General features: G+C 66.6%; 12 protein-coding genes. 7 read left to right on the top strand and 5 right to left on the bottom strand.

What is annotated here, in order from left to right:
- From CH251_RS01590 to CH251_RS01600, 3 genes are read left to right on the top strand one after another with little or no spacing between them, the layout of a single operon-like run.
- Positions 1 to 657, top strand: a complete 657-nt coding sequence (locus tag CH251_RS01590; protein WP_094611500.1) for a potassium-transporting ATPase subunit C — start codon at positions 1 to 3, stop codon at positions 655 to 657.
- The gene (locus CH251_RS01595) at positions 641 to 3,094 is read left to right on the top strand and encodes a sensor histidine kinase KdpD (RefSeq protein WP_094611501.1); all 2,454 of its coding nucleotides are present in this window, start codon (positions 641 to 643) and stop codon (positions 3,092 to 3,094) included. The genes CH251_RS01590 and CH251_RS01595 overlap by 17 nt, the downstream gene beginning before the upstream one ends.
- On the top strand, positions 3,091 to 3,768 hold the full coding sequence (locus CH251_RS01600) for a response regulator (protein WP_094611502.1): 678 nt from the start codon (positions 3,091 to 3,093) through the stop codon (positions 3,766 to 3,768). Before CH251_RS01595 ends, CH251_RS01600 begins: the two co-directional genes overlap by 4 nt.
- On the opposite strand, the gene CH251_RS01605 is transcribed toward CH251_RS01600, so the two are convergent.
- A complete protein-coding gene (locus CH251_RS01605; RefSeq protein WP_094611663.1) occupies positions 3,750 to 4,208 on the bottom strand; it encodes a carboxymuconolactone decarboxylase family protein in 459 nt (152 codons plus the stop codon). The two genes, CH251_RS01600 and CH251_RS01605, sit on opposite strands and share 19 nt — an antisense overlap.
- A gap of 47 nt (positions 4,209 to 4,255) precedes the next feature.
- Here CH251_RS01605 and CH251_RS01610 point away from each other — a divergent pair, with 47 nt between their 5' ends.
- Positions 4,256 to 5,635 carry a PLP-dependent aminotransferase family protein gene (locus CH251_RS01610; RefSeq protein ID WP_094611503.1) on the top strand — a complete coding sequence of 460 codons (1,380 nt, stop codon included), beginning with the start codon at positions 4,256 to 4,258 and terminating at the stop codon, positions 5,633 to 5,635.
- 19 nt (positions 5,636 to 5,654) lie between these two features.
- Here CH251_RS01610 and ggt read toward each other — a convergent pair whose 3' ends face one another.
- Together ggt and CH251_RS01620 are read right to left on the bottom strand one after the other, a co-directional pair.
- On the bottom strand, positions 5,655 to 7,586 hold the full coding sequence (gene ggt / locus CH251_RS01615; RefSeq protein ID WP_094611504.1) for a gamma-glutamyltransferase: 1,932 nt from the start codon (positions 7,584 to 7,586) through the stop codon (positions 5,655 to 5,657).
- A 21-nt stretch (positions 7,587 to 7,607) separates the two neighbouring features.
- Positions 7,608 to 9,839, bottom strand: a complete 2,232-nt coding sequence (locus tag CH251_RS01620) for a bifunctional diguanylate cyclase/phosphodiesterase (protein WP_094611505.1) — start codon at positions 9,837 to 9,839, stop codon at positions 7,608 to 7,610.
- A gap of 135 nt (positions 9,840 to 9,974) precedes the next feature.
- On the opposite strand from CH251_RS01620, the gene CH251_RS01625 reads away from it, so the two are divergent.
- A complete protein-coding gene (locus CH251_RS01625) occupies positions 9,975 to 10,325 on the top strand; it encodes a Clp protease N-terminal domain-containing protein (protein ID WP_256978747.1) in 351 nt (116 codons plus the stop codon).
- Here CH251_RS01625 and CH251_RS01630 read toward each other — a convergent pair.
- A complete protein-coding gene (locus CH251_RS01630) occupies positions 10,322 to 11,296 on the bottom strand; it encodes an NAD(P)/FAD-dependent oxidoreductase (protein ID WP_094611664.1) in 975 nt (324 codons plus the stop codon). The two genes, CH251_RS01625 and CH251_RS01630, sit on opposite strands and share 4 nt — an antisense overlap.
- A gap of 237 nt (positions 11,297 to 11,533) precedes the next feature.
- Here CH251_RS01630 and CH251_RS01635 point away from each other — a divergent pair, with 237 nt between their 5' ends.
- Entirely contained in the window at positions 11,534 to 11,776 is a 243-nt protein-coding gene (locus tag CH251_RS01635) for a hypothetical protein (protein WP_052049922.1), read from the top strand.
- Here the strand turns inward: CH251_RS01635 and CH251_RS27330 are convergent.
- Positions 11,773 to 11,943, bottom strand: coding sequence for a hypothetical protein (locus CH251_RS27330; protein WP_179273682.1), 171 nt, complete (start codon positions 11,941 to 11,943; stop codon positions 11,773 to 11,775). The genes CH251_RS01635 and CH251_RS27330 overlap by 4 nt on opposite strands.
- 253 nt (positions 11,944 to 12,196) lie before the next feature.
- Between CH251_RS27330 and CH251_RS01640 the strand changes: the two genes are divergently transcribed.
- Positions 12,197 to 13,108, top strand: coding sequence for an SGNH/GDSL hydrolase family protein (locus tag CH251_RS01640; protein WP_256978748.1), 912 nt, complete (start codon positions 12,197 to 12,199; stop codon positions 13,106 to 13,108).
- The last annotated feature ends 13 nt before the right edge of the window (positions 13,109 to 13,121 follow it).

The raw sequence follows: 13,121 nt of genomic DNA on the forward strand, positions 1-13,121 counted from the left end.
ATGCGTTTCGTACAGGGATTTCTTCGACAGGTCGTGGCAGGCTTCGCAGTGCTGCTGGCGTTGACCGTCATTCTCGGCATCGGCTACCCGGCCGTGGTCTGGGGCGTCAGCCGCATCGGAACCGACTCCGCCGAAGGTTCGCCGCTGCGCGACGCCGAGGGCTGCGTCGTCGGAAGCTCGTTGATCGGCGTCGATCCGCAGGTCGCTCCGGGAGAACCGGATCCGTTCTTCCACACCCGTGTCACCGGCTCGGTGTCGGACGACGACGCGTTCGCCCCCGGGGATCCCGCGGCTGCGCTGCCGACCAACCAGGGACCGTCCAGCGAAATACTGGCCTCCTTCGTCGAGCAACGCCGCGCCGCCATCGCCGAGCGCGAGAACGTCGACCCGTCGGCGGTACCGCCCGACGCCGTCACCGGTTCCGGTTCCGGTGTCGATCCCGATATCAGCCCCGCCTACGCGGCCATCCAGGTCGAGCGAGTGGCGCAGGTCAACGGGGCGTCGGTGAGCGATGTCGAGGCTCTGGTCGCCGAGTACACCCACGGACCGCAGTACGGTGTACTCGGTGCCGAAGCGGTGAACGTTCCGGAGTTGAACCTGGCACTACGGGACACATACCGGCCGGGTGAGGAGACAGGCTGTGGCGGACAGGGGTGAGCTGCGGATCTACCTCGGCGCGGCTCCCGGCGTCGGCAAGACCTTCGCCATGCTCGGCGAGGCGCACCGATTGCGTGGTCGGGGTTGCGACGTCGTGGCCGCGGTGGTCGAGACCCACGGCCGAGCGCGAACGATAGACGCACTCGACGGCATCGAAGTGCTACCGATGGCGACCGTGAACTATCGCGGGTCCTCGGCGCAGGAACTCGACCTCGACGCCGTCTTGGCCCGAAAACCGCAGGTGGTGCTCGTCGACGAACTGGCGCACACCAACACTCCGGGAAGCGTGCACGGCAAGCGGTGGCAGGATGTCGAGGTGCTGCTCGACGCGGGCATCGACGTCATCTCCACCCTCAACGTGCAGCACCTCGAATCGCTCAACGACGTGGTGCAGCAGATCACCGGTGTGCCGCAGCGAGAGACGGTGCCCGACAGCGTCGTTCGAGCCGCCGACGAGGTCGAGTTGGTCGACATCACCCCCGAGGCGCTACGAAGCAGGTTGCGGCACGGCAACGTCTACGCCGCCGAGAAGGTCGACGCCGCACTGAGCAACTACTTCCGCGGCGGCAACCTCACCGCGCTGCGCGAGCTCGCGTTGCTGTGGATCGCCGATCAGGTCGACGCGGCACTGGTGAAGTACCGCAAGGACAATCGCATCACCGATACGTGGGAGGCCCGCGAGCGCGTGGTGGTGGCCGTGACCGGCGGCCCGGAATCGGAGACTCTGCTGCGGCGCGCCAGTCGTATCGCCTCGAAGTCGAGCGCAGAGCTGATGGTGTTGCACATCGTCCGCGGTGACGGGCTGATGGGCGTCTCGGCACCGCAGATGGGTTCGGTGCGCAAGCTCGCCGCAGGCCTCGGTGCCAGCGTCCACAGCGTCGTCGGCGACGACGTGCCGACGACCCTGCTCGACTTCGCCCGCGGCGTGAACGCGACCCAGCTGGTGATCGGCACCTCGAGACGGTCCCGTGCCGCCCGAATCCTGGACGAGGGTATCGGCGCGGCAGTGGTGCAGAACTCGGGAAAGATCGACGTGCACATGGTCACTCACGCCGAGCAGGCTCGCCGCTGGGGTGTGCAGGTCGACTCGGGACGGCGACGCATCCTCGCGTGGGTCGCTGCTGTTCTGGTGCCCTGCCTCGCGGCAGCGGTACTGAGCACGGTCGGTCCGGATTTCGACTCGAGCGGTGAGAGCGCCCTGTTCTTCATGGTGGTGCTGTGCGTTGCGCTGCTGGGAGGGGTTGCGCCGGCCGCACTCTCGGCGTTGATCGCGGGCTTCCTGCTCAACTACTTCTTCACCACCCCCAGGTACAGCCTCACCATCGCCGAGCCGGACAACTTCGTCGTCACCGTCGTGCTGCTCCTCGTCGCCGTCGCCGTCGCAGCCCTCGTCGACGCGGCAGCCCGGCGGACGCGTCAGGCACGCAGGGCAACTCAGGAGGCCGAGCTGTTGACGCTGTTCGCCGGATCGGTGCTGCGCGGAGCCGACCTGACCGCACTGCTCGAACGCGCGCGTGAGACGTACCGGCAGAGCGGGGTAGCGCTGTGGGACAACCAGTCCGGGGCCATCGTGGGCAGTGCGGGTGCGCAGGCTCCTGTCGATCGGGACGGTGCCGACACCGAGGTCGACGCGGGTGACTTCACGTTGCTGCTCGTCGGCGAACGTACCCGCGCGCACGACCGGCGGGTACTCGCGGCGGTGGCCAACCAGGCTGCCGGCATGGTTCGGCAGGGCCGTCTCGCCGAGGAGGCCAGCCGAGCCAACGCTCTCGCCGAGGCCGACGCGTTGCGTCGAGCATTGCTCTCGGCCGTCAGCCACGATCTGCGGACACCGTTGTCCGCGGTCAAGGCGGCGTCCTCGTCGCTGCGCAGTACCGACGTTCAGTTCTCGGCCGAGGACACCGACGAACTGCTCGCCACCATCGACGAATCGGCCGACCAGCTGACCGCTCTGGTGAGCAATCTGCTCGACTCGTCCCGGTTGCAAGCCGGTGTGGTGCAGCCGAGCCTGCGCCCGGTGTTCGTCGACGACGTGCTCGGCGGCGCGCTGGTCGGAGCGGACGATCGAGTGCGTGTCGAGGTGGGCGATGTCGAGGTACTGGCCGACCCGGGTCTGCTCGAACGGGTGCTCGCGAATCTGGTGAACAACAGTGCCCGCTACGCCCCCGTCGGCGACATCACCGTCAGTGCCGCCGCGCACGGTGAGTGGGCGAGTATCTCCGTCACCGACCACGGACCCGGCATCGCCGAGGGTGCCGAGGACACCATGTTCGACGCGTTCCAACGCCTCGGTGATCGGGACAACTCGGTGGGCGTCGGGCTCGGATTGTCGGTGGTGCGGGGATTCGTGCGTGCGATGGGCGGTACCGTCACGGCATCGAACACCGTCGGCGGCGGGCTGACGATGACGGTCGAGTTGAAGGCGGCGAGCAGGTGAAGGTGCGGGTGCTCGTCGTCGACGACGAGCCGCAGATCGTGCGGGCGTTGCGGATCAATCTCAACGTGCGTGGGTTCGAGGTGGTCAGCGCGGCCAGCGGTGGGGAGGCGCTGCGGGTGGCCGCGAACTTCCACCCGGACATCGTGATTCTCGACCTCGGCCTGCCCGACATCGACGGAATCGACGTGATCGCCGGGCTGCGCGGCTGGACCGACGTACCGATCCTGGTGCTCTCGGCGCGCACCGATTCCGCCGATACCGTCGAAGCACTCGACGCCGGTGCCGACGACTTCGTCACCAAGCCGTTCGGCATGGACGAGCTGCTGGCCCGATTACGCGCCGCCCTACGCCGCGGACCGCACTCCGTCGCCGATCCCGTTGTCGTCACCGAGGACTTCACCGTCGACCTCGCTACGAAAACCGTTGTGCGAGATGGGGTGAGCGTGCACCTGACCCGCACCGAGTGGGGAGTACTCGAACTGCTGGTGCGCAACGAGGGCAAGCTGGTGTCGCAGAAGGACATACTGCGCACCGTCTGGGGTCCCGGACATGAGCGTGAAACACATTATCTACGAATCTATCTCGGCCAACTGCGGCAGAAACTCGAACGCGACCCGGCCTCCCCGGTGCACCTCATCACCGAAACCGGTATGGGTTACCGATTCGTGCCCTGAGCGCGCGGTTGCGGCTCCAATCTCGTGGTGACGCCGATGCGGTTCCAGGCATTGATGGTGAAGATCAGTCCGATCAGTTGACCGATGGCGTACTCGTCGAAATGTTCCGCGACGCGGTCGTAGATCTCGTCCGGTACGCCGCCGTGCGGAAGGGTGGTGACCGCTTCGGTGAGCGCGAGTACGGCTCGTTCGCTCTCGCCGAAGAAACTCGGAGCATCGTGCCAGGTCGACACGAGCGCCAGGCGTTCCTCGCTCTCGCCAGCGGCGCGGGCATCCCAGGTGTGTCTGTGTACGCAGTACGCGCAGCCGTTGAGCTGAGATGCCCGGATCCGGATGAGTTCGGCGAGCTCGGGATCGATTCCTTCACGTACCGCCGTGTCGAGTGCGACGAGTGCCTTGTAGGTCTCCGGTGCGGCTTTCGCCAGGTTGATTCGCGTCATGTCGTCCACGCTACGATCCGAGGTGAACCCGACTATGGTTCACTTTCATGGCAATTGACAGGGTCACTTCGGTCGATCTGCATCTCGATCTCGACCCGTCCTGCTCCCGCCGGGAGGCATTGGCCAGGGCCCTGCGCGACGCCGTCCGCAGTGGCAGGCTCGAACCGGGCGTGGCGCTTCCCTCCTACCGCGCGTTGGCTCTCGACCTGGGAGTGGCCAGGAACACCGTCGCCGAGACGTACTCGACACTCGTGGACGAGGGGTGGCTGACGGCCAGGCAAGGATCGTCCACCCGGGTGGCCCATCGGGCCCGGCCCGCGCCGGTCGTCAGCGCGGCGATCGCATCGCAGACCCCGCCGCTGTTCGATCTGCGGCCCGGTCGGCCGGATCCGACGTCGTTTCCGCGCTCGGTCTGGTTGGCCTCGGCTCGACGTGCGATCAACGACGCACCGTCGGATGCGTTCGGCCCCGGTGATCCGCGCGGGCGTATCGAACTGCGCACGGCATTGTCGGACTATCTTGCGCGGACTCGCGGGGTGCGCACCGATCCGCAACGAATCGTGGTGTGCTCGGGCTTCTCTCAGGCAATTGCGATGCTGAGCGACCTCGTACCCGCCGGACCTGTGGCACTCGAATCCTTCGGTTTGCCCTTCCATCGGGACATCGTCGAAAAGTCTCGCCCGACCGTTGCGCTCGGTGTCGACGACAAGGGCTGTGTTGCAGACGATCTCGGTGCCACTGCGGCATCGGTCGCGGTGCTCACTCCCAGTCATCAGTTCCCCACCGGCGCGGCGCTCGCGCCCGAGCGCCGAACCGCGGCGGTTCGGTGGGCCCGCGACGTCGACGGAACGGTGATCGAAGACGACTACGACGGCGAGTTCCGGTACGACCGGTCGCCGATCGGTGCGATGCAGGGGCTCGATCCCGATCGCGTGATGTACGTGGGTTCTGCGTCGAAGAGCCTGTCCCCTGCCGTGCGCATCGGGTGGATGGTGGTTCCGGACCGTCTGCTCGACGCAGTGGTTGCGGCAAAAGGGGTCCGCGAGTCGACGGTGGCCACGGGTGATCAGCTGACCCTGGCGGAGATGATGGCGTCGGGACGATACGACCGGCACGTACGGACGATGCGAATGCGCTATCGAGCCCGGCGAGATCTGCTGCAGAAGAACATGGCCGGCGCCGGATCCGGCGTTGGTATCAGGGGAATCGCGGCCGGGCTGCAGGCCGTGGTCACTCTCCCGCCCGGGTGCGAGACCGAGGTGGTGGCCGAGGCCGCGAGAGTGGGACTCGCCATCGAAGGGCTGTCGACCTTCCGGCACCCGGCAGCGACCGATCCCGCGTACGACGGCCTGGTCGTCGGCTTCGCTGCTCCGACCGAGAACGCGTATCCCGCTGCGCTGCGGGCCCTGATGTCTGTCCTGCCCTGAGCGCTACCCGCGCTCGCACCTATCCGCCGAGCACCTCACCCTCGCGGCGGGGGTCGGCTCCACCGATCCAGCCGCCGTCGGTTCGCTGTAGCGCGCTCAGTCCACTGGACTGATCTGCGACCGACACCTGGTGGCCCATCTCGCGGAGTTTCACCACAACGGGATCGTTCTCACCCGAGACGTTGGGGTGTTCGCCGCCGTAGTTGGTCGACGGTGTGTTGGCCGCACCGAAGTCGACCATCGATACCGCCTGCTGCGGATCCATGCCCCAATCGAGCAGTCCCACCAGTGTTTTGACGACGAACTGGATGATCACCGAACCACCGGGTGAACCGGCGACGAGCACCAGATCACCGCGTGCACCGTCGTCGTCGCGGTCGAAGACCAGCGTCGGAGCCATCGAGCTGCGCGGACGCTTGCCCGGCTCGACGCGATTGGCCACCGGAGTACCGTCCTCGGCCACCGGAGATGCCGAGAAGTCGGTGAGCTGATTGTTGAGCAAGAAGCCGTCGACCATATGGAACGAGCCGAAGGCCGACTCGACGGTCGTCGTCATCGAGGCCGCGTTGCCCTCACTGTCGACGACGGAGATGTGGCTGGTGCCGTACTCGGGATCGGTGGACGAGGCGAACTGCACCGGGCCGAAGTCGCCGGGCTGCGCCGTGCCCATCGACCTGCTCTCGTCGATCAGTCCTGCTCGCTCGCTGAGGTATTCGGGATCGAGCAGTGCATCGGGCGACCCACCGGGCAGGGGAACGAAGTCAGGATCGGCGACGTACTTGTCACGATCGGCGTAGGCGAGGCGCTCGGCCTCGGCGATCAGGTGCACACCCTCGGCCGTCGGGGTTCCGCCGTTGGCGTCCATTCCCGTCGGCGCGTACTGCGTGAGATCGAAGTTCGACAGGATCCCCATCGCCGACGCCACCGCGATACCGCCCGAGGACGGGCCGGGCATACCGCAGATGTCGTGGTCGCGGTACTCGGTGCACACGGCCGTGCGGGTCCTGGGCTCGTACGCGGCCAGATCCTCCAGCGTGATCTGCCCGGGGGTGCGGCCTGCGGTGGTGTCGGCGGTCGCATCGACGATGGCCTGCGCGATGTCACCGGTGTAGAAGGCATCGGCACCGTCGGTTGCGATGGCGGACAGCGTCTTCGACATCGCCGGGTTGTTCAGAACCGTCCCGGCCGGCTTGCCGGTGCCGTCCGGCTGCAGGAAGTACTCCTTGGACGCGGGATCGAGGGCGAGCTTCGGTGCCGAGTCGGCAATGGAGGACGCCATGCGCGGGCTGATCTCGATCCCGTTGTCGGCGAGACCGATTGCGGGCTGGAACAGTTCGCCCCACGGCTTGGTCCCGTGATCGTCGTGGGCTTGCTCGAGCATGCGCAGCACTCCAGGAACGCCGACCGACCGTCCACTGGAGCGGGCATCGGGCTGCGGCAGAGTGCGATTGACGTCGTCGATGTACCGCAGGTAGTCCCCGGTGGCACTCATCGGGGCGGTCTCGCGGCCGTCGTAGCTCTGCACTTCACCGGTTGCTGCGTCGTAGTACATCAGGAAGGCTCCGCCGCCGATGCCCGAGGACTGCGGCTCGACGAGGCCGAGTACGGTCTGCGCCACGATCAGGGCGTCGGCCGCGGTGCCGCCGTCGCGCAGGACCGCACACGCGGCCTCGGTGGAGACGGGGTTGGCCGTCGAGACGGAGTACGAGGGCGTCTCCACCGGGCTCATGTTCGATCGATACCCGGTCGCCACTTCGGGATTGGTGGAGATGTCGCCCGAACTCGCGCTCGGCGTCGCGCTTACCGGGGTGCCGCCGCTGGCACCGAGGACACAGCTGTTCTCGGCCGCGGAGTCGGGATCGGTGCTCTCGCCGCTACTGCACGCGGCGAGCGGCACCAGCAGCAGGGCACAGGCAAGGACAGTCGAGCGGTGCACTCCGATTGCAGACACCGCCCGACGCTAACATCCGACTCACCTGCCGGGACGGGTCTCGGCAGATTCGAGCAGCCAGTGTGCGACGGGTGCAGGTCTACCGAACAGAAAGCCCTGCGCGAAGCGGCATTCGAGAGCCTCGATGATCGCAGCCTGCTCTTCGGTCTCGACGCCCTCGGCCACCGTGGCCACCGGCAGCGCCGACGCCATGGCGACGATGGCGCGAATCAGCTGAGTGTCCGATTCCGAACTGCCGATCTCGTGGACGAAGGACTTGTCGATCTTGAGCAGTGCGATCGGCATCGCACGCAGCCTGCTCAGCGAGGAGTAGCCGATACCGAAGTCGTCGAGAACGATGAGCACCCCCATCGCGGCGAGTCGATCGAGAACGCTCTTCGCCGTGCCCATGTCGTCGATCAGGACGCTCTCGGTGATCTCGAGTGCCAGATCTGCTCCGTGGAGGCCGTACGTGTCGAGCAGTCGCGCGACGATGACCGGCAACGAATCGTCTCGCAGCTGCAACGGGGAGACGTTCACCGACATGGTGACTTTCTGCCCGTTGGAACGCAGTGTCACCAGATCGGAGATCGAGGTGCGCAGCACCCATTCGCCGATCTCCTTGATGAGATTGGTCGATTCGGCGATCGGGATGAACTCGTTGGGGGTACGCACTCGCCCCTGCCAGTTCCAGCGCACGAGTGCCTCGTAGACGACGGTGGTGCGCGAGGCGGTCTCGATGATCGGCTGGTAGTACACCTCGAGCTCGCCGCGTCTGATCGCGCCGCGCAATGCGGTGGCGGTCTCGATCGCGGACGTCGCTCGCGCACGAAGGGACTCGTCGAAGAACGCGTAGCGCGCCGCGCCGAGAGATTTGGCGTGATACATCGCGGTGTCGGCCTCGCGGATGGCGTCGTGCAATCGGTCCGCGTCTGCGATCCCCACCGATGCCGTGACGTACGCCGTTGCGGCGCTCAGGGGGAACGGGTCGTTGGTCCGATCGATGATGCGGCGAGCCAGCGCTTCTGCTCCGCCGCGATCGCGGCGGGTCAGCACGACGAACTCGTCACCGGCGTACCGAACCACTGTGTCGGCGGCCCCGACTGCGGCGCGGATGCGTCCCGCTGCGGCCACGATGAGTTCGTCCCCGACGCGGTGGCCGTACGAGTCGTTGACCATCTTGAAGTTGTCGAGGTCGACGAACAGGACGCACGTGCGTCCCGGAGTCTGGGTGCGCTCGAGCCGGGTGAATTCCTCGTCGAGCATCGTGCGGTTCGGTAGGCCGGTCAACAGGTCGTGAGCGGCCAGGTATTTCGCGTGCTCCTCGCCGACCTGCACTCGGGTCAGCGCGCGCTCGCCGCGTAGGAATGCGCCCACCAGGATCGATGCGAGCAACAGGGACCGGACGATCAGATCTCCGGTGGACACGGCCGAGCCCAGCAGCGGCACCGTGGCGCAGACGACCAGCAGCGTCACCACGAACACGACGCGGCGGCTGCTGTGCGCCGGTGCAGGAGTCTGCCGCTGCGAGACGGTACGCATCGACGGATCGAGAGCGGCCATCGCCAGGGAGAGATACGCGAACAGGTAGATGCCGTCGAGCAATCCCGAGGACGGTGCGTCGTCGGTGGTGGCAGCGAAGGCGTACGAGACGTCGCCGACGAGCGTTGCGACGAGTGCGATCAGGGCCCACTGCAGCGCAGCGGTGCGGGGCTTGGACGAGAACAGCAGGTAGGTGGTCAGGGTGATCAGCGCTGCGTCGATCGCCGGATACAACCCGTTGACCACCGTCGATGCCGACGAACGAGGAGATTCGAGGGCCGGGGAGATGAACAGCAACCACGACAGGAACAGGGTGCCGAGGAAGATCAGGCCTGCGTCGACGAGTGGAGTGATGTCGTCGATCGACTGCCGATCTCGGATCCACCGCGACAGTGCGTATCCGACGAGTGCGTACCCGGTCAGTGTGAACAGATCCGGCAGCAGCGGGAACGAATGACTCAGTGCGGTGGGATCGCTGCGCAGCGAGACCCCGAACATGAACAGCACGGAGGCACCGAACAGTGCCCACCAGCATCGAGAGTCGTCGGGACGGTACCTACGGATCGCGGCGCTGATGGCCAGTACCGAACCGACGGCGACGGTCGCCAGGACACCGGCCCGCACTCCGGCGTCGCCGAGAACGAAGACGGTACTCGCGACGACGACCACTGCCACCAGACCGGCGGTCCGTTTGGTAGGCACGGCGAAGGGCGCAGCGACCTTCGTGTTCATCGAAGGACCTACTTCCTTCTCGCGCGTGGCGTTCGCATGGCTGTTCTCGACGCCTTCATGGGTGAATATACGTCTTTGCGCAGTGCGTACGGGTACGAAGTCAGACCTGGCGGGCGAGGAACTTCAACAGATGTTGTGACGGCACAGCATCGTCAACCGGAGGTCGACGGACGAGGGTCGTCAACTCTCGATGCCAATCAGGGTTTCTCGCGCTTCACCCCGAGGGCTCGCAACGTGGTGGTCGGTGCGCAGAACGAGGCGCGGGCCGCCGCCAACGACCGAATCACGACCGGGCACCTGATTCTCGGCCTGCTCGGTGAACCCGAGGCGGTAGCCGTGAAACTGCTGGGCGCTCAGGGGCTCGCGCCCGAACGGATCCGCACGGCAGTGGCCGCGACGCTACCGGAACCGGCGGATCCGCTGCCCGCCCTCATCCCGTTCGACGCGGGATCGAAGAAGGTGCTGGAGCTGGCCCTGGGTAGCTAGGAAGCGATGGCCTTCGCTCGTTCGACGGCGATGCGTACCTCTTCCTCGATCAGGTCACCGTTGATCGCGGCACCTGCCTTGACTCCGGCCGCGGACGCCGCCACGACGGTGTCCATCGGCGCGGCCACGTTGCCTGCAACCCACACGCCGGGCACCGATGTGGCACCGACGGGATCGGCCTCGACGTACGTGCCGAGGACATGATCGTTCATGATCATCTCGGTCGTGCCGATCCCGAGCGACACCAGGATGTCTGCGCGGGAGGTGAAGTTGGGGCCCACGACCAGTGCGTCCAGCCGGATCTGCGTGCCGCTCGAGAGTGTCACTCCGACGATGGCGTCGTTGTCGACATCGACCCGAGCGATCTCCTCGTCGACCACCTCGATGCCACGGGCGGCAAGTCGCTCGAGATCTGCCTCGGCCAATTCCGTTGCCGTGTAGGCGAACACCGTGACGTGCTCGCTGAGCTGACGCCACATCTGTGCCTGGTGCCCGACCATGGCGCTGCCGATGATGCCGATCCTGCGATCGCGCACCTCCCAGCCGTGGCAGTACGGGCAGTGCAACACGTCGCGTCCCCACCGGTCGGCGAGGCCCGGTATGTCGGGCAGTTCATCGGTGAGGCCGGTGGTGACCAGGAGGCGGCGGCCGTGGACGACGGAACCGTCGGCGAGACTCACCTCGAACCCGGTGTCGGTTCGACGCGCGGACGTCGCGACGCCCTCGACGATGCGCGCGCCGTAGTGCCGCGCCTCGTCTCGGCCGAGTCGAACCAGCTCGAGAGGTGATTCCCCATCGCGGGTGAGGTAGTTGTGGGAATGCGCTGCCGGGGCGTTGCGGGGATCGCCCGCGTCGATGATCGCAACGGATCGTCGAGAACGGCCGAGAGCCACGGCGGCACTGAGTCCGGCAACTCCGCCGCCGACGATGATCGCGTCGACCGGTGTGTGTCGATCGGTGTCTGTAGTCATGTGGAGAGTGTCCGACAGAGGCTGAACATTGGCAAGAAACATTGCCAGAACAGCAAATAGTGGAAGCGAAAAATACCGCACGACGCAATCGATCGCCCAGAATCGGCACATCGCCGGATTGTGAACGTGCCGATTGGCGTCGAGGCTGTCAGTGGTCGCTGTAAGCGCGGATCTACCGCTTGAACAGGGGGTTCACTCGAGGTCTACTGGTCGGTAAGAATCGAGCCGGGGGGGCGTATGGGGCACTTCGAGATCGGAGAGACCGTGATCACGGTCCGCAATCTGGGCCACGTGCGATGGCGTAGCGGAATCCCGAAGGGAACCGTGGGGATCGTCGTCGGCGTCGATTGGCTCGGCGATGCTCGCGTGAACTTCGCCGTCGACGAGTCGATGCGCACCCGAGGTGAGACGGTCGAACACATCGTCGCCGACGGCGACGTCCGCACGCTGCGGGCCGCTCCCCGCCGTCTGATCGGCTAGTTGCCGGCGGTTCGCTCGTCATCGGTCGCGGGACCGGTTTCGACGGCTCCGCCTTCGCTGGACCAATCGTTGTCCTCTGCCGCTGCGGCCGGATCGGACGTCACGTCCGGCTTCGCGTCGGGGGCCGTGTTCTCGTTCTTCTTCGCGTCGTTGTTCTGGGTAGTCATGACCCGGGGGTACCCGCGCGGAGCCGAAGCAATCGTCGGCCCCGCGCGGGCGAGCGTTCCGGTGGTCTCTACAGCCCGAAGGGCAGCGTTCCCGGTGCCAGCTCGAAGCCGCTGCTACCAGCGGAAATGGAGCCGAAGCCGCTGAGGATCTGGTTGATGAACGCGGTGATCATGTAATTCCTCTGTTCGATGCGATGGACTGGATGTCCCGGACAACCCGGTCGAGATTACCGGCAGCTGTAGCGTCGAAGCTGTGAGGAGCCAGGGAATTGTCGTCGGTCTTGCTGTGTCGGCCTGCGTACTGGCGGGCTGTTCGTCGGACTCTTCGGTATCGGAAGCCCCGGCTGGATCGGCGGAAGCGCCCGCTGTGTCGTCCGATCCGGCCGTTCCGCTGAACTACGTCGCGTTGGGTGATTCGGCCGCATCGGGCCCGCGAATCCCCGACCAGGTCGGCGCACCGGGTTGTCAGCAGTCCGACGCCAACTATCCGCACGTGCTCGCCGAGGAATTGGCCGTGGGCTCCTTCGTCGACGTCACCTGCTCGGGTGCCGTCACCGAGAACATCGTCTCCACTCCGCAGGGCACGTCCAGCGGCGAGGTACCGGTGCAGCTCGACGCGCTGACGCCCGAGACCGATCTGGTGACCGTCACGATCGGTGGTAACGACATCGGGCTGGTCTCGACGGCCGTGCAATGCCTGACGTTCGCGGACACCTCGGCCACCAACGTCTGCAGGGACCGTCTCACCGCAGGCGGCGTCGACACCGTGGCCGCGGCCATCGCGGACAGTGCACCGAGCTGGGGAGCGATGCTCGACGCGGTGGCCGAACGTGCGCCCGACGCGCGGATCCTGGTGGTCGGGTACGGCACCTATCTGCCGGACGGCGGCTGCTTCCCCACCCAGCCGATGCTGCCCGAGGACGCCGATTACATCCAGGGCAGCATCACCGCCATGAACGACGCCCTACGCACGCAGGCGAACGAGCACGGCGCGGAGTTCGTCGACACCGAGCCGTTGAGTGTCGGCCACGACGTGTGTGTCGCTCCCGATCAGCGGTACTTCGAGGGGGTCGTCCCGCAGAATCCTGCGGCACCGTTGCACCCGACGGCGGCCGGGATGGCAGCGATCGCCGACGGGGTGGCCACTGTCGTGCGTGCCGGATAGAGACCACGACACC

Source organism: Rhodococcus sp. 06-462-5, assembly GCF_002258315.1.
Lineage (GTDB): Bacteria > Actinomycetota > Actinomycetes > Mycobacteriales > Mycobacteriaceae > Rhodococcoides.

Coding starts and splice junctions, on each gene's coding strand:
- CH251_RS01610 (WP_094611503.1), top strand. CDS start 4,256: ATGGCAATTGACAGGGTCACTTCGGTCGATCTGCATCTCGATCTCGAC.
- CH251_RS01630 (WP_094611664.1), bottom strand. CDS start 11,296: ATGACTACAGACACCGATCGACACACACCGGTCGACGCGATCATCGTC.
- CH251_RS01635 (WP_052049922.1), top strand. CDS start 11,534: ATGGGGCACTTCGAGATCGGAGAGACCGTGATCACGGTCCGCAATCTG.
- CH251_RS01605 (WP_094611663.1), bottom strand. CDS start 4,208: ATGACGCGAATCAACCTGGCGAAAGCCGCACCGGAGACCTACAAGGCA.
- CH251_RS27330 (WP_179273682.1), bottom strand. CDS start 11,943: ATGACTACCCAGAACAACGACGCGAAGAAGAACGAGAACACGGCCCCC.
- CH251_RS01590 (WP_094611500.1), top strand. CDS start 1: ATGCGTTTCGTACAGGGATTTCTTCGACAGGTCGTGGCAGGCTTCGCA.
- CH251_RS01620 (WP_094611505.1), bottom strand. CDS start 9,839: ATGAACACGAAGGTCGCTGCGCCCTTCGCCGTGCCTACCAAACGGACC.